The following is a 17,450-nucleotide window of genomic DNA, read 5'->3' on the forward strand; positions in this document are numbered from 1 at the left end:
TTACGCTCCCTGCGTGCTGTTGGGAGCGGCAACCAGGCGGTCGCGGCCATCGAAGACGAAGAGATTGGCGGGATCGAGCACGGCGTCGAGCATGTGGCCGGGCAGGAATTCATGCACGCCCTGCAGCACCGCAACCCAGTTCGATGCGTCGCGTTTCAGATGGACGAAGCTTTCCGACCCGGTGATTTCGGTCACGGTCACTTCCGCCGGAAACGCATGCCGTCCGGCGAGACCACTGGCGACTTCGAGCTGATGCGCGCGGAAGCCAACGCGATAGCTGCCGTCGGCGAGGTTTGCGTAGAGCCCGCTGGCGGGCGCTGTCGCGCCACCGGCATAGTGCACATTTCCGTTCTTCTTCTCGATCACCACCAGGTTGAGTGGCGGATCGGAGAACACTTCGGCGGCCTTGAGAGTCTCGGGATGGCGATAGACTTTGGAAGTCTGGCCGACCTGCAAAACCTGGCCTTCCCACAAACACACGGTGCTGCCGCCCAACAAAAGCGCTTCGGAGGGCTCCGTCGTCGCATAGACGAAAATCGCACCGGAGGCCTCGAAAATCTTCGGCAGTTCGGTGCGCAATTCCTCGCGCAGCTTGTAGTCGAGATTGGCGAGCGGCTCGTCGAGCAGCACGAGATCGGCACCCTTGACCAGCGCGCGGGCAATCGCCGTGCGCTGCTGCTGGCCCCCGGAGAGCTGCAGCGGCGTGCGCTTCAGATAGGGCTCAAGCTTGAGCAAGGCCGCAGCTTCGTGCACGCGGGTTTCGATCTCGGCTTTCGGCTTGCCCTGCACGCGCAGCGGCGAGGCGATATTCTCATAGACCGACAGCGAGGGGTAATTGATGAACTGCTGATAGACCATTGCCACCGAACGCTTGCGGATATCGACGCCGGTGACGTCCTTGCTATCGACCAACACGCGGCCTTGCGTTGGCTTGTCGAGCCCGGCCAGCAGCCGCATGATCGAGGTCTTGCCGGCCAGCGTTGGCCCGAGCAGCACGTTCAGCGTGCCCCTTTCCAGCGTCAGCGAGACGTCACGGATCGTCGTGACTCCATCAACCATCTGCGAGACGTGATCCAGTGCGACGCTCATGATCGCGCTCCCGCTTCACGCATCGGATTGGCGGGCTGCGCGCGATTAGCCTGCAGCCATTGATCGAGAGCCGCGATCTCTTCCTTCGACAGGCGCAGACCGAGCTTGGAACGGCGCCACACGATATCCTCGGCACTGACGGCCCATTCATTGGCCATGAGATAGCGCACTTCGCGCTCGGTCAGCGTTGCCCCAAAGGCCTGACCGAGATCGGCCGGCGACTTCGCGGTGCCCAGCATCTTCGCGGCGCGCGTGCCATAGGCATGCGCCAGCCGGTTGGCATGGGCCGGCGTCAGGAACGGATAGTCGCGCAACAATTCGGCGATCAGCGCATCGACCGCAGAGACATCGAAATCACCGCCAGGCAGCGTGGCATGGGCCGTCCAGCCTTCCCTGGCCTTGGTGCCCTTCAGATACGGCGCAAGCTTCTGCAAGGCTTCTTCGGCGAGACGACGATAGGTCGTGATCTTGCCACCATAAATCGACAGCAGCGGCAGGCCGCCGGGCAGATCGAGCTCGAACACATAGTCGCGCGTCGCCGCCTTGGCCTCGTTGGCGCCGTCGTCATAGAGCGGGCGCACGCCGGAATAGGTCCACACCACGTCTTCGGCCAGCACGGGCCTGGCGAGATATTCGCTGACCGACTTGCAGAGATAATTGATCTCGTCGGCAGAGATTTTCACATCGGCGGGATCGCCGTCATAATCGATATCGGTGGTACCGATCAGGGTGAAATCGTCCTGATAGGGAATCGCAAATACGATACGACCATCGGCATTCTGGAAGATGTAGGCGCGGTCGTGGCTGTAAAGTTTCGGCACCACGATATGCGAGCCCTGCACGAGGCGGACTTTCGCCTTCGCATTGACGCCGGCACCGACCGCCAGAACATTCTCGACCCACGGACCACCGGCATTGACCAGCGTGCGCGCACTGATGGTCGAGCGGTCGCCCGTCGCCGTATCCTGCACCGTGACCTGCCACATCCCGTCGGCCTGCCTGATCTCGGTTGCGCGCGTGCGCGTGCGGATCTCAGCGCCCCGATCGGCGGCATCACGCGCGGTGAGCACGACAAGGCGCGCATCATCTACCGAGCAGTCGGAATATTCAAAGCCACGCTTGAACCGGCCGGGCGCCAGCGGCTTGCCGGTCTCGTCGCGGGTGAGATCGAGTGTGCGCGTCGGGGGCAGAAGTTTACGGCCGCCGATATGGTCGTAGAGGAACAAGCCCAAGCGCAGCAGCCAGGCGGGCCGCAGACCGGCGTGATGCGGCAGCACGAAACGCAAGGGGCGGATGATATGCGGCGCGATCTGCCAGAGAACTTCGCGTTCCAGCAACGCGTGGCGCACCAGTTTGAAATCGTAATATTCGAGGTAGCGCAACCCGCCATGGATCAGCTTGGTCGACCAGGACGAGGTGCCGCTGGCCAGATCGTTCATCTCGCAAAGGAACACGGAATTGCCGCGGCCGACGGCGTCGCGGGCGATGCCGCAGCCGTTCACACCACCACCAATGATTGCGAGGTCGTAGATCTGACCCACCCCGTCTCCCCTCCTGCGCCACTTGTCTGGCGCCTTCCTTCGGACGCGCCATCTTCGCTTTCAGCGATTTGGCTTTCGTTTTCGATTAAACCACAACCTAAAACGAAAGCAACTGGCGTTTTCGGGGTCTGAACAGGCTCTAAAGCGGGGTCGGCTCGGGTTCCAGGTCGTCCGCATCGTCGGCGGAGCCCGGCAGGGCGGCGATCACTTGAACGCCCCGGCTCCGGCAGATCTCCTGCAAGGAGGGCGGCAGCGGGACGTCGGTCACGAAGGTCTGTATCTGGCTGATATGGGCGATGCGCACGGCCGCCGAGCGCCGCAGCTTGGTCGAATCGCAGACCAGCATGACACTGCGGGCATTGGCGATGATCGCCTGCGCCGCCTGCACCTCGCGATAGTCGAAGTCGAGCAGCGCGCCCTCCTCGTCGATCGCGGAGGCACCGATGATGGCGTAATCGACCTTGAATTGGCCGATCAGCTTGATCGCCGTGGAGCCGATCACCGCACCATCGGAGCGACGCACGGTGCCGCCGGCGACGATCACCTCGATATGCGGGTGACGATAGAGCATCATCGCAACATTGAGGTTGTTGGTAATGACCAGCAGGTTTTCGTGATTGGTCAGCGCGCTGGCGACTTCTTCCGTAGTGGTCCCGATATTGATGAACAGCGACGAGCCATTGGGAATCTGCGCCGCGGCAGCGACGCCGATGGCTTTCTTCTCTTCGGCGGCTACGAATCGCCGCGCTTCATAAGCAAGGTTTTCCACGCCGGAGGCGACGATGGCGCCGCCGTGAATGCGCGTCAGCAGGCGCTGGTCGCAAAGATCGTTGAGATCCTTGCGGATGGTCTGCGCGGACACCTCGAAGCGACGCACCAGATCGTCGACCATCACGCGGCCAAAGGCGCGCGCGTGATTCAGGATTTCGGATTGGCGATGGGTCAGGCCAGCAGTCACAACGGCACCTCGGAACGAACGGTTCCATGGTGCGGGTGTTGGCGGCAATGGTCAACGCATCAACAGCGCAGGCGCCATACGCGTCGCCGCCGATGTCGTCAGAGAATCGCCCTCTAGGGCGTCACAGCCGCTTGGATACCCTGCGCGAATTGAAAGGCAGCGCGTTCAGCTTCGCGCGCATTGCGAAACAGTTGGCCTTCCATCGGGTTGAAACGGTGAGACGCGGCGAAGAACCTGTACCCACCGGGATCGCGAACCACGATGCCGGCAGCCTGCGATGAGACTTCGATGATGTAAGTGTCTGACATGGCGGCCCCCTACGCGATAGGCGATGCATATTCCGGGCCACTAACCCGAATGGGGGTATTTCGTTCCCGCCGGTGTTTAGAATCGCTCAGGTCGAGATCGTCGCATCCGGTCGTTTGATCACCTGCGGGCGACCATTCTCGTCAATGGACACAAAGGTGAAATTGCCGTCGGTCACCAGGATCGGGGCGTTTTCGTTGCGGCGAAGCACCCAGGCCTCGATATGCACGGTAAGTGACGTGCGGCCCATCCGCACCAGTTCCGCATGCACGGACACGACGTCACCGACATGAACGGCCTTGCGGAAGGTCATCGCCTCGATAGCGACGGTGACGGTGCGCGTCTTCGCCACCTTGGCGGCAAAGATGCCGCCGCCGAGATCCATCTGGCTGAGCAGCCAGCCGCCAAAGATATCGCCATTGGCATTGGTATCCGCCGGCATTGCGACCGTGCGGATGGTGAGATCGCCGGTCGGTTCCGCATCCAGCCCCGTCACTGGCTGCGTCGTTGATTCAGTCATGAGCAAAGCCTGCCGCAAATTGAGTCATCATTTAAAGGTTTCCCAGCCGGCATCCGGCGCAAAGCGATCGCCGAACCGGGCCGCCAGCGTGCGCAGCGTGGCGGTGATATTCTCGGTTCCACGCGTCCGCGCATAGTTCAGCGGGCCGCCGCGGAATGGCGCGTAACCTGTTCCGAAAATCATTGCGCCATCGACAACATCCGGATTGTCGACGATGCCTTCGCGCAGACAGGCGACGCAGACATTCGACATCGGCAGCACCAAGCGATCGATCATCTCCTGCGTCGGCCGCGCGGTGGCGACCGCGCTTGAACTCTTCTCGGCCTTGCCGTCACGCCATGTATAGAAGCCACGGCCGGTCTTCTTGCCGAGCTCGCCCTTGTTGACCTTCTCGCGCAGCCAGGCTGGCGTCGGCGGCAGCAGATCGCCGAATTTGGAGCGCAGCATGTCGCCGACGGCCAAACAAATATCGAGGCCGACCTGATCGGCCAGTTCGATGGGCCCCATCGGCATGCCGAACTGCTCAGCGGCGGCGTCGATGGTCTCCTTGTCGACCTTCTCCTCCATCAGCATCATCGCCTCGAGCATGTAGGGCGTGAGCGCGCGATTGACGAGGAAGCCCGGCGAGCTCTTCACCGGCAGCGGCAGACGATCGATCGCGCCGACGAAGGCCGTGGCCTTCTTCAGCATGTCCTGGTCCACGCCATCATGACTGACGACCTCGACCAGCTGCAGGCGCGAGACCGGGTTGAAGAAATGCAATCCCAGCAGTCGCTCCGGCCTGGCGAGCGTGCTGCGCAGATCCTGCAACGGGATGCTGGATGTGTTGGTGGCGAGGATCGCATCCCGCTTCATGCGCGGCTCGATGCCGGCATAGACCTTCTGCTTCAGTTCGAGCTTTTCCGGCACGGCCTCGATGATGAGGTCGGCATTGCGTACGCCCTCGCCGTCCATATCGGGGATCAGGCGATCCAGCGTGTCGCGCTGCTCGGTGCGCTTGCGGATGATCTTGCTGTAGAGATCGGCGGCGCGCTTCATGGCGCCCGCGATCGGCTCGGGCTTCATGTCGGCTAGCGTGACGCGGATGTCCTGATGCGCGCACCACGCCGCGATGTCGCCGCCCATGGCGCCAGCACCGATCACATGAACATGTTTGATGGTGTTGCCGTCACCGGCGAGCTTCTTCATCTGCTCGCGCAGGAAGAAGACGCGAATCAGGTTCTGCGCCGTCGGCGTCACCATCAGCCGGGCGAAGGACACCTTCTCGGCATTGAGCATCGCCGCGCGGTCGCCGCCGTGCTTCTCCCACAGCTCGATCAGTGCATAAGGTGCGGGATAGTGCTCGCGCGGCGCAGCCTTGCTGGCCTCCGCGACCATGCGCGAGGCGAGAATCCCGCGCATCGGCGAGAAGTTCATGATCGGGATCAGCGCACTCGGCTTGGCGCGCTTGAGCTTGCCGAACACCGCATCGCGCACGGCGTTACGGACATGGCGCTCCTCGGTCACCGCATCGACAAGACCGATCGCCTTCGCCTTGCGCGCGTCTATGGTCTTGCCGGTCAGCATCAGCGGCATCGCCTGTATCGGATTGACCAGATGCGTGAAGCGCGCCGTGCCGCCCAAACCTGGATGCAGGCCGAGCATGACTTCCGGGAAACCGAAACGCGCACCATCGATGGCGATGCGCATCTGGCAGGCCAGCGCCACTTCGAGGCCGCCGCCCAGGCAGAAACCGTGAATGACGGCCACCGTCGGGATCTTCAGCGCCTCGAAGCGATCGATCACCGCGTGAGCGCGGCTGATCTGCGTTTCGACTTCCAATGGGTCGCTGGCGCCGCGAAATTCATTAACGTCGGCGCCGGCGATGAAGCCGGACGTCTTGGCCGAACGAACCACGATGCCAGTCGGGCGCTGGGCTTCCAGCGCATTCAGCACCTGATCGAATTCTTCCAGCACCACAGCCGAAAGCGTATTGGCGCTCGCATCGGCGCGGTCAAACAACAGCCACGCGATGCCATCGGCGTCGCGCGTCAGCTTGAAGTGGCGATAAGCGCCTGATGTGTCGGGACCCGGCCCGAGTTCGAGCACGCGATCCCCAAGAACGTCCATGATCTTGCTGTCCATGACGCCCTCACACCGTCTCGATCAACATCGCGCCACCGAGGCCGCCGCCGATACATTCGGTTGCGATGCCGCGTTTGGTGCCGAGCCGCTTCATCGCATTGACGAGATGCAGCACAATACGGTTGCCAGACGTGCCGACGGGATGGCCGAGGCTGATCGCACCACCATCGACATTGAGCCTGGCACGATCGATCTCGCCGGCGGCGCCATCGAGGCCGAGCACCTCACGGCAGAATTTCTCGTCCTTCCAGGCGGCGAGACAGCCGAGCACCTGCGTGGCGAAGGCTTCGTTCAACTCCCAGGTCTCGATGTCCTGAATCGTCATGTTGTTGCGCTTCAACAGATCGTTCGACGACAACACCGGACCGAGCCCCATGATCGACGGATCGAGTGCAGACCACTGGCTGTCGACGATCACAGCCTTCGGCTTGAGACCGTGTTTCACCACCGCGTCTTCGGACGCAAGGATCGTCCATGATGCGCCATCGGTGATCTGCGAGGAATTGCCGGCGGTGACCTGCCCCCACGGACGTTCGAATACCGGCTTCAGTGTCGCGAGCTTGTCGACCGACGAATCCGCGCGGACGCCGTCATCGTGGTCGTAGAAATTGCCCTTGCGATCGAAGGCGGTCTCGACCTCACCCTTCAGCCAGCCCTGTTCCTGCGCATGCGCAAGGCGCTTGTGGCTTTCGACGGCATAGGCATCTGCCTGCGCGCGGGTGATGCCGAATAGGTGCCCGACCTTCTCGGCGGTCTGGCCCATATTGAGGTCGGTGATCGGATCGGTGAGACCGCGCTCAAGGCCGATGATCGGCTTGAAATAAGCCGGCCGCGCCTTGGCGAAGGCGGTGACTTTCGCGAGCGCACCCTTGGCCATCGCGAGGCCGGCGAACCAGCGCACGCCGTTCTGCGGCCAGACCAGCGGCGCATGGCTGAGCGCTTCGGCGCCGCCAGCGAGGATCAGATCGGCATTCCCCTCGCGGATGTAGCGATAGCCGGTATCGATCGACTGCATGCCGGAGCCGCAATTGATCTGCACGGTGAAGGCGACCATCGCCTCACCCATACCGAGCCGAAGTGCCGCGACGCGCGCCGGGTTCATCTCATCCGCGATGACATTGACGCACCCAAGGATCACCTGGTCGAAGGCATCCGGTGCAAAGGGCTGCCGCGCCAGCAGCGGGCGGCCACATTGAACGGCAAGATCGACAGGGGTGAACGGACCGGGACCGCTGCGCGCCTTCAGGAACGGCGTCCGGCTGCCGTCAACGATATAGACTGGTCTTGCCATCAGCTTGCTGCCCGCTGCTCACCAAGTTCCTGGAAGAACTGGTGCACGTTATCGGACTTCTTATAGCCGGGCGACAGCTCTTCCGGCGCGAAGTGATCGACCTCGATCACCAGCTTGACAGCTTCCTGCGCGGCAGCAAGCTTCTCGCCCTCGGCCTGGGTAATGACGCCCTGTGTCACTGCATCTTTCCAGTTCTTCAGCTTCGCCGTGCGGATGCGCTTGGCAATATCGTCACTCGATGTCACCAGTTTGAACGCCTTCTCCAGCCGCGCCAGCCCGCGATCGTCATCGATATGCGACAGATCAGGCGTCAGACGGTCGCGCGTCGCCGACGACTCCAGGATCATCTGCGCGCAGCGATGCACCACGCGATCCGAGGGACCGAGCACGGATGCACCATATGGCTGCACAATGAATTTGAGGATGCCGGCGACAAAGCGGTTCGGCAGGTTAGCCAGAATCTCCGCAAAGCGGTTTTCGATGGTCTTGAAGCCGGACGCCATACACCATTCAAGCGCCGGCAGGTCGTCCTGCTGGCGGCCTTCGTCCTCCCAGCGTTTCAGCACTGCCGAGAGCAGATACAGCTCGGAGAGAATATCGCCGAAGCGCGCCGATAGCATTTCCTTGCGCTTCAACGCTCCACCCAGCGTCAGCAATGCCATGTCGGCGCACAATGCGAAGGCCGAGGAATAACGCGAGAGCTGGCGATAGAACTGTGTGGCTTCGCCGGCGTCTGGTGCCGGCGCAAATATCCCGCCGGTCCAGCAGCGGCCCCAGGCGCGGAACAGCGTGGTGACGCTGTGGCCGATATGTTTCCAGAACGCGGTGTCGAAGGCCTCTAAGCCCTTCACCTTGTCGGAATCACCGAGCGCATTCATTTCCTGCAACAAATAGGGATGCGCGCGGATGGCGCCCTGCCCGAACACAATGAGATTACGCGTCAGGATGTTGGCGCCCTCAACCGTGATGCCCACCGGCACCGCGCGATAGAGATTGCCCATATAATTCTGCGGCCCGTCGATCACGGCCTTGCCGCCATGGATGTCCATGGCATCATCGATGGCGACGCGCATGCGCTCGGTGGCATGCAGCTTCATGATGCCGGAGATGACTGCGGGATGATGGCCCTGATTGAGCGCCGCCGAGGTCAGGCGCCGCGCGGCATCGAGCAGATAGGCGGTGCCGGCGATACGGGCCAGCGGCTCCTCGATGCCCTCGAACTTGCTGATCGAAATGTTGAACTGCTCGCGGATGCGAGCATAGGCACCAGTGGTGCGCGCGGCATAGGCGGCACCGGCCGCAGACAGGGACGGCAATGAGATGCCACGGCCGGCGGCGAGCGCCGACATCAGCATCTTCCAACCCTGACCAAGCCGCTCCTGACCGCCGATGATGTAGTCGAGCGGGATGAAAACGTCGCGGCCCCAGTTCGGGCCGTTCTGGAACACCTGCATCGACGGTAGATGGCGCTGGCCGATCTCGACGCCCGGAAGATCATGCGGGATCAGCGCAACCGTGATGCCAAGCTCATCCTGTGAGCCCACGTGGTGATCGGGGTCATAGGCCTTGAAGGCGAGACCGATCAGCGTCGCGACCGGGCCGAGCGTGATGTAGCGCTTGTGCCAGTTGAGGCGCAGGCCCAGAACCTCCTGGCCTTCGAACGTGCCCTTGCAGATGATGCCGCTGTCGATCATCGAGGCCGCGTCCGAGCCCGCTTCCGGGCTGGTGAGGCCGAAACAGGGAATGTCGCGTCCATCGGCAAGGCGCGGCAGCCAGCGCTGGCGCTGCGCGTCGGTGCCGAACTTCATCAGCAGTTCGCCGGGGCCGAGCGAGTTGGGCACCATCACCGTGACGGCGGCGACCACCGACCGCGACGAAATCTTGCGCACCACTTCCGAATGCGCATAAGGCGAGAAGCCGAGACCTCCGAATTCCTTCGGAATGATCATGCCGAAGAACTTTTCGCGCTTGATGAACTCCCAGACGTCCGGCGGCAGATCGCGCAATTCCCAATTGATCTTCCAGTCGTCGATCATCTCGCAGAGACGATCGACAGGTCCGGTCATGAAGGCCTGTTCTTCGTCGGTCAGTGTGGCCGGCTTGACGGCAAGCAGCTTGGCCCAGTCCGGATTGCCGGTGAACAGATCCGCATCCCACCAGACGTCGCCGGCTTCCAGCGCCTCGCGCTCGGTGTCCGACATTTTCGGTAGCACGCCCTTGGCCCAGCCAAAGATCGGCTTGGTGAGATAATCACGGCGCAAGCTGGACGAGCTCATGGAGGCTTCCTCTCAATCGAGACGACCGGCAGTCCGGGCGGACCACGGGCGCCAAAAGGCAGACGCTCTTGCAGGACGGCGTCGGTGTCACCTTAGCTTTCGCATTGAAATTCAAGCGAAATTTGACAGCATCGAGCCATCATTAACGACAGGATACCGCAACGGTTCCCGAAAGGCGATTTCCCGCCGCGTGACCAGTGGTCGCGCGACCGAAATGCCGGAAGAATAGCCGGCCTCAGTCCGGCCGGTTCATCTCGAACATGGCGTCCTGCTTGATGTGGAAATAGTCGCCGCGGCGACCGGCGCGCAGGATCGGGCCAGCCAATGCGGTCTGGTACACGCCATCCACGATCAGGGTCTTGTCGATATGCACGGCGACGACTTCACCCATGGTGAGGAAGGCGTTGGCCGAAGCGCCGTTCGCGCCCTTGAGTTCGATGATCTGGGTCACCTTGCACTCGAAAGCGACCCGGCTCTCGCCGACACGAGGTACGTTCACCAGCTTGCTCGGCACCGGCGTCAGGCCGGCGATCTCGAATTCATCGACTTCCGGGCCGACATGCGCCGCCGTGGCGTTCATCTGCTTGGCCAGATCCATGGTAGCCAAATTCCAGACGAATTCCTTCGTCGCCTGCATGTTGCGGGCGGAGTCCTTGATCCCGATGCTGGAAAAGCCGATCAGCGGCGGCGTGTAGTTGAAGGCGTTGAAGAAGCTGTATGGCGCCAGATTAACGTGGCCATTGGCATCCCGGGAGGAGACCCACCCGATCGGACGCGGACCGATGATGGCATTGAAGGGATCGTGCTTGAGGCCGTGGCCGTTGACGGGCTCGTAAGAATGCAGATCGAATGCGGTCACGCGGAAGATCCCCTGAATTGACGTCAGAGAGATCGTCTAGCCCCGCGGGGCCAACCCGGCAAGAACGAAGTCGATCATCTGGTCCAGGGTCGGGCCAGGTTTCGTCGCACATTGCGCGATCATCTGCGGGTGAAAGAACCGCATCATGGCGGTGCAGGCGCACATGGCTGCCAATTCGACGTCCGGAGCCTGAAACTCACCCTTGGCAGCACCGTCCGCGATGACACCGCCGATGGTAACGGTGATGCGCTCCATATGAGCAGTGCAGACATCCCAACTCTCTTCCATGGCGATGGCGACCATCTCATGCAGCTTGGCATCGCCGACATAGCGTTCGGCATTCATCTCATGGATCGACGTCAGCAGTTCGCGGAGCCGCGCGGCGGCCGACTGCGGATTTTCAGCAATCGCTCCAGCGGCCTCTTCAACTTCCCCCATCAATCGCTGCGCCACTGCCGCGATGATCGACTTCTTCGAATCGAAGAAGCGATAGACGTTCGCCGGGCTCATTCGCAGCACCTTCGCGATGTCGGCGACCGTGGTCTTCTGGTAGCCGATTTCACGAAACAGCTTTTCCGCGACCACAACGATGCGGCCTCGCATATCGGCTTCGACGTGTTCAGAAATCAGAGTCATCTCGGATAACAGTCTTTAGCTATTCGGCAGCAAGCGGAAAGGCCTGCTTCTTGTCGTGATGGTGCGGTGCGTGATGATCCACATCCTCACCCGATCCGCGTTCATCCAGGCTCTTGCGAAACCATAGGGCATAGAGGCCCGGGAGATACAACAACGTCAAGAACGTCGCCACAAACAATCCCCCCATAATGGTGACCGCCATCGGGCCCCAGAAGGCCGAGCGCGACAGCGGGATCATCGCCAAAATGGCCGCCAGCGCCGTCAGGATGACCGGACGCGCACGGCGCACGGTCGCCTCGACGATGGCTTCGCGGCGGGTCAGGCCGTGTCGCACGTCGGTTTCGATCTGATCCACCAGAATAACGGCGTTGCGCATGATCATACCCGCCAGCGCGATCAGGCCGAGCAGTGCCACGAAGCCGAACGGCTTGTTGGCAACGTTCAGCGCCAAAGAGGCGCCGACGATGCCGAGCGGCGCCGTCAGGAACACCAGGATCAGGCGCGAGAAGCTCTGCAACTGCACCATCAGCAGCGTCAGCATGATGATCATCATCAGCGGAAACAGCACGGCGATCGAGGCATTGCCCTTGCTGGATTCTTCCACCGCGCCGCCGATCTCAATGCGATAGGCCGGCTGCAGGCTGTCGCGGATCTGCTGCAACTGCGGCCAGATCTGGTTGGTGACATCCGGGGGCTGCACGCCATCGACGACGTCGCCGCGCACGGTGATCGCCATGTCGCGGTTACGGCGCCAGAGGATCGGCTCCTCATGGGCATATTCGATCTTTGCCACCTGTGACAAAGGCACCGGAACGCCGTTGCGCGAGACGATGGTGAGATCGCCCACACGGCCGAGATCGAGGCGTTCCGACGGAACGGCACGGGCAACGACACCCACTTTCTCGATACCGTCACGCACGTTCGTGACCGACGCGCCGGAGATCAGCATCGCCAGGGATTGTGACAACTCCTGCGGCGTCAGGCCGAGGGCGCGGGCGCGGTCCTGGTCGACCACCAGCCTGAGAGAAGGCGTCTGCTCGTTCCAGTCGAGCTGCGGATCGACCATATTCTTGTTGGCGCGCATAACCTCACGCACCCTGTAGGCGATATCGCGCACGGTCGCGGTATCCGGCCCGATGACGCGGAACTGGACAGGGAAACCGACCGGCGGGCCGAAGTTGAAGCGATCGACGCGCACGCGTGCTTCCGGCAGCTGGCCATCGGCGACGGCCTTCTCGATCTTGGACTTGATGCGCTCACGTGCCTCGACATCCTTGGACACAATCACGATCTCGGCGAAGGCCTCGTTCGGGAGCTGCGGATTGAGGCCGAGCCAGAAGCGCGGCGAGCCGCGGCCGACATAGGCCGTATAGGTGGCGATGTCCTTGTCGTCCTTGAGCAGCTTCTCGGCGTCCTTGACCGCCTTTTCGGTAACGCCAAAGGCCGTGCCTTCCGGCAGGCGCAGCTGCAGGAACAGTTCGGGGCGCTCAGACAGCGGGAAGAACTGCTGCTGGACATGGCCGAAACCGACGATGGCCGCGATGAAGATGCCGACGGTGGCAGCCACCACCTTGATGCGGTGCGTGACGCACCACTGCACGACGCTGCGCAACCCGCGATAGATGCGCGTCTCATAGACCGCATGCGGATCGTGATTGGCCTTTCCGTGGGCAGCAAAGTTCGGCAGCAGCTTGACGCCGATATAGGGCGTGAAGATCACCGCGACGAACCACGAGGCGATCAGCGATATCGCCACAACCCAGAAAATGCCGCCGGCATATTCGCCCACTGCGGAATTCGCAAAGCCGATCGGCAGGAAGCCGACGGCCGTAATGAGCGTGCCCGTGAGCATCGGAAATGCCGTGGACTCCCAGGCGAAGGACGCTGCGCGCACGCGGTCCCAGCCCTGCTCCATTTTCACCACCATCATCTCGACCGCAATGATCGCGTCGTCGACTAGGAGGCCGAGCGCGATAATCAACGCACCTAGCGTGATGCGATGCAGGTCCATGCCCATCGCATTCATGACCATGAAGACGATACCAAGCACCAACGGCACCGACAGTGCGACCACGATGCCGGTGCGCCAGCCGAGCGCAAGGAAGCTGACGAACAGCACGATCCCCAGGGCCTCGATGAACGAGTGCGTGAATTCGCCAACGGCGTGTTCGACCACCAGCGGCTGATCGGCGATCTGCTCGACATTGACGCCCTGCGGGACGGCGACCATGAACTCGTTCTTGGCCTTTTCGACGTCCTTGCCGAGTTCAAGAATGTTGGCGCCGTTCGCCGTCACCACGCCGATGCCGAGTGCGTATTGGCCCTTCTGCCGGACCTTGAAATCCGGCGGATCGACGAAGCCATGGCTAACCGTCGCGATATCGCCGAGGCGGAACGTGCGCCCGTTACTCTCGACCGGCGTCTCCGCGACGGTTTTGGCGCCATCAAGTGCACCGGTGACACGCAGCGGCACGCGCTGCGACGAGGTTTCCACCGTGCCCGCCGGCTGGATCGCGTTCTGCTTGGCGAGCGAGTCGAACAGCGTCTGCGGCGTGATGCCGAGCGTCGCCAGCTTGGCGTGGGAGAATTCGACGAAAATGCGCTCGTCCTGGGCGCCGTAGAGATTGACCTTGGTGACACCCTTCACCTTCAGCAGGCGCTGGCGCAGGCCTTCAGCGACCACCTTCAACTGTTTGAAGTCGGCGCCGTCACCAGTCATCATGTAGAGGATGGAGTCGACGTCGCTGAACTCATCATTGACCGTTGGCCCGACCAGATTGGCCGGCAAGCTGCCCTGCACGTCGGCAAGCTTCTTGCGCAGCAGATAGAACAGGAACGGCACGTCCTTCGCCGGCGCATTGTCCTTGAACGTGACCTGCAGCGCCGTGAAGTTCGGCTTCGAATAGGTCTGCACCTTGTCGAAGTAAGGCAGCTCCTGCATCTTTTTCTCGATGGGATCTGCAACCTGCTCCTGCATTTCCTTGGCGGTCGCGCCCGGCCAGATCGCCGTGACGTTAACGACCTTCACCGTGAAGGACGGATCTTCGGCGCGGCCCAGCTTCTCGTACGAGAAGAAGCCGCCGACGCCGAGCGCTATGATCAGAAACAGGATCAGCGCGGGATGGCTGACCGCCCAGGCGGAGAGGTTGAAGCGATGCATCGGCTTCGTCCTTTGAATGCGAGTGTCTTAAAACGACAATGCGGAGACGACGTGGACCTTCAGCGCAGGGTCCAGTTTCTGCACCCCGAGCGTCACGATCTTGGCACCTTCATCGACGCCACCTGATATGATGACGTCGTTACTCTCATAGGACTTCACCTTGACGGGCTGCAGCGCGACGTCGCCCGATGCGCTCACGACATAGAGCGAAGGGTTGTTGCCCTGGCTGAACAGCGCCGAGAGCGGCACGCGCGCAACGCGTTCGGTGGCGGGATCGGACAGCGTCAGCGTCGCCGTCATGCCGAGCGACACCTTGTCGTCGGCCTCGGGCAGCGAGAATTTGGCGAGATAGGTGCGGGTCGCGGTGTCGGCATTAGGCGCAAGTTCACGCAGCTTGGCGGAATATTGCTTGCCGGGCTCGGACCACAGCGTCACGCTGGCTTTGCCTTCCTTGGCACGGCCAACCAGCGTTTCCGGAATGGAAACCACCGCCTCCTTCTCGCCGAAACGCGCGACACGGATGGCGGCCTGCCCGGCGGCGACGACCTGACCGGCATCGACCAGCGTCGCGGTGACAACACCGCGGGTGTCGGCGATCAGCGTCGCATAAGAGAGGCTGTTCTTGGTGAGTTCGACAGAGCGTTCGGCACGATTGAGACGTGCGCGGGCTTCGTCGCCCGTGGCTTTGGCCTGATCGAGCTGTGCCTGGGTGGACCAGCCCTTGGCGCGCAGCTCGGTGGCGCGGCCTTCGGCTGCGGTGGCATTGGCCAGCACGCCCGTGGATGCGTTGAGTTCGGCGACCGCCTGCTCAGCCTGCAGCTTCAGATCGACCTCGTCGAGCGTAGCCAGCGGCTGGCCGATCTCGACGTTCTGGCCGACCTCAACAAGGCGCTTGGCGACCTTGCCGGTGACCCGGAAGCCCATATCGGTCTCGATCCGCGGGCGGATGGTGCCGACGAAACTGCGCTGCGGCGATTCCGGCTCGTAATGCACAGTCGCGACCAGCACGGGGCGGGTTGGCTTGGCTTCCGCCTCAGTTTTCTTGCCGCATCCGGCCAGAGCAAGGGCCGGGATCAGCAAGAGCGCGGCAGCGAATGGCTTGCGGGAAGCGCTGACTTTGGTGTGGCCGAGCATCACGAGCGTCCTTCGAATGAATGTTCGAAGGGAATTTAGGCGTGACCACTGACGAATGTCAATATTCGTCAGTGGTCACAATTTCGGCAGATTGCCGCACCCCGTCCCGGCCTTATTTCACCCGCGCCGGTTTGCCGGTAGCCGCGAACTCCGTTGCTGTCCCGTGATTGCCGACCAGCACGAGAATACCGGCGACCAGCGGCATGGCCGCCAGAACCAGAAGCCCGGTCGAGGTGCTGCCCGTCAGCTCCTTGACCCAGCCGATCAGATAGGGACCGCCGAAGCCGGCGAGATTGCCGATCGAATTGATCAGCGCGATGGCGCCCGCGGCCGCCGTGCCGCTGAGCCACGCAGTCGGCAGCGTCCAGAACAAGGCGAAGGTGCAGAACACGCCGATCGCAGCGATCGTCAGCGCGACCATGGTCAGGGTCGGATTGGTGGAGATGCCGGACAGCGCGAGCGCCACGGCGGTCAGCAGCAGCGGCAGACCGACATGCCAGACGCGTTCGCGGGTCTTGTCGGAATGCTGCGCCCACAACACCATGGCAATGGAGCCGAACAGATAAGGGATCGCGGTGACGAAACCGGTCTGCAGGTTGGTGAAGCCGAACGCCTTCACGATCTGCGGCAGCCAGAACTGCATGCCATAGAGGGCGCCGACAAAGCCGAAATAGACCACGCTCAGCATCAGCACCTTCGGCGACGACAGCGCCTGCCCCAGCGTCATGCCATGGGCGCTCTCCTTGGCAAGGCGCTCGCCTTCAAGCTTGTCGGACAGCCACATCTTCTGGTCGGGCGTCAGCCATTCGGCCTTTTCAGGCTTGTCGGTGAGATAGAACCAGGTGACGACGCCGAGAATGACCGAAGGAATGCCTTCGATGATGAACAACCACTGCCAGCCCTTCAGGCCCATGACACCGTCGAGCCCCAGCAGCATGCCGGAGATCGGCGCGCCAATCACCGTGGATACGGGCACCGCGATCGCGAAGGCGGCGAGGAAACGCGCGCGATATTCTGCCGGAAACCAGTAAGTGAGATAGAGGATAATGCCGGGGAAGAAGCCGGCCTCAGCGACACCGAGCAGAAAGCGCAGCGTGTAGAAGCTCCACGGGCCACTGACGATCGCCATCAGCGCGGAGATGATGCCCCAGCTCACCATAATGCGCGCGATCCAGCGGCTGGCGCCGAATTTCTCCAGCGCGATATTGCTGGGAACTTCAAAAATGAAATAGCCGATGAAGAAGATGCCGGCGCCCCATGCAAAAACGGTGGGCGAGAAATTCAGCTCGGCATTCATGGTGAGCGCGGCGAAGCCAAGATTGACGCGGTCGAGATAGGCCAGGAAATAAGCCAGCACCAGAAACGGGATCAGCCGCCAGGAAATGGCGCGGATGGTTGAGGCTTCGATGTCGGATTTCGCGCTGCGCGTGGCGCGCGCCCCGACGGCGGTCTGGCTCATGGTTCACTCCCGGTCGCTTGTTGTCGGCAACGGCCTCTGCGGGCCGCGCTGTCATGTCGCACGGTTTAGCGAAAGACCCGGGGAGCGGCAATGTCTG

13 protein-coding genes are annotated in these 17,450 nt (G+C 62.3%); all 13 read right to left on the reverse strand.

Annotated features, from left to right (window positions below):
* Window positions 1–1,089 (reverse strand): ABC transporter ATP-binding protein, encoded by a 1,089-nt coding sequence (locus tag AB7951_RS24200; protein WP_120288337.1) that lies wholly within the window; start codon window positions 1,087–1,089, stop codon window positions 1–3.
* On the reverse strand, window positions 1,086–2,630 hold the full coding sequence (glpD, locus tag AB7951_RS24205; protein WP_120288336.1) for a glycerol-3-phosphate dehydrogenase: 1,545 nt from the start codon (window positions 2,628–2,630) through the stop codon (window positions 1,086–1,088). The genes AB7951_RS24200 and glpD overlap by 4 nt, the downstream gene beginning before the upstream one ends.
* Window positions 2,631–2,769: 139 nt before the next feature.
* The gene (locus AB7951_RS24210) at window positions 2,770–3,588 is read right to left on the reverse strand and encodes a DeoR/GlpR family DNA-binding transcription regulator (RefSeq protein WP_231078170.1); all 819 of its coding nucleotides are present in this window, start codon (window positions 3,586–3,588) and stop codon (window positions 2,770–2,772) included.
* Window positions 3,589–3,701: 113 nt separating this feature from the next.
* Window positions 3,702–3,896, reverse strand: coding sequence for a hypothetical protein (locus AB7951_RS24215; protein WP_093759633.1), 195 nt, complete (start codon window positions 3,894–3,896; stop codon window positions 3,702–3,704).
* Between the two features lie 86 nt (window positions 3,897–3,982).
* Entirely contained in the window at window positions 3,983–4,414 is a 432-nt protein-coding gene (locus tag AB7951_RS24220; RefSeq protein ID WP_175368662.1) for an acyl-CoA thioesterase, read from the reverse strand.
* A gap of 27 nt (window positions 4,415–4,441) precedes the next feature.
* Window positions 4,442–6,538, reverse strand: coding sequence for a 3-hydroxyacyl-CoA dehydrogenase NAD-binding domain-containing protein (locus AB7951_RS24225; protein ID WP_439062103.1), 2,097 nt, complete (start codon window positions 6,536–6,538; stop codon window positions 4,442–4,444).
* A gap of 7 nt (window positions 6,539–6,545) precedes the next feature.
* Complete coding sequence (locus AB7951_RS24230; RefSeq protein WP_439062102.1) at window positions 6,546–7,829, reverse strand: acetyl-CoA C-acetyltransferase; 1,284 nt, start codon at window positions 7,827–7,829, stop codon at window positions 6,546–6,548.
* Complete coding sequence (locus AB7951_RS24235; RefSeq protein ID WP_439062101.1) at window positions 7,829–10,105, reverse strand: acyl-CoA dehydrogenase; 2,277 nt, start codon at window positions 10,103–10,105, stop codon at window positions 7,829–7,831. The genes AB7951_RS24230 and AB7951_RS24235 overlap by 1 nt, the downstream gene beginning before the upstream one ends.
* Window positions 10,106–10,340: 235 nt before the next feature.
* Window positions 10,341–10,964, reverse strand: coding sequence for a flavin reductase family protein (locus AB7951_RS24240; protein WP_439062100.1), 624 nt, complete (start codon window positions 10,962–10,964; stop codon window positions 10,341–10,343).
* A gap of 36 nt (window positions 10,965–11,000) precedes the next feature.
* Window positions 11,001–11,600, reverse strand: a complete 600-nt coding sequence (locus tag AB7951_RS24245; protein WP_441256074.1) for a TetR family transcriptional regulator — start codon at window positions 11,598–11,600, stop codon at window positions 11,001–11,003.
* Window positions 11,601–11,619: 19 nt separating this feature from the next.
* A complete protein-coding gene (locus tag AB7951_RS24250; protein WP_439062099.1) occupies window positions 11,620–14,760 on the reverse strand; it encodes an efflux RND transporter permease subunit in 3,141 nt (1,046 codons plus the stop codon).
* A 27-nt stretch (window positions 14,761–14,787) separates the two neighbouring features.
* A complete protein-coding gene (locus tag AB7951_RS24255) occupies window positions 14,788–15,894 on the reverse strand; it encodes an efflux RND transporter periplasmic adaptor subunit (protein ID WP_120288330.1) in 1,107 nt (368 codons plus the stop codon).
* A gap of 112 nt (window positions 15,895–16,006) precedes the next feature.
* Complete coding sequence (locus AB7951_RS24260) at window positions 16,007–17,353, reverse strand: MFS transporter (protein WP_120288329.1); 1,347 nt, start codon at window positions 17,351–17,353, stop codon at window positions 16,007–16,009.
* Between the last annotated feature and the right edge of the window lie 97 nt (window positions 17,354–17,450).

Origin of the sequence: Tardiphaga sp. 285_C5_N1_2 (assembly GCF_052076065.1) — a bacterium.
Taxonomy (GTDB): Bacteria; Pseudomonadota; Alphaproteobacteria; order Rhizobiales; family Xanthobacteraceae; genus Tardiphaga; species Tardiphaga robiniae.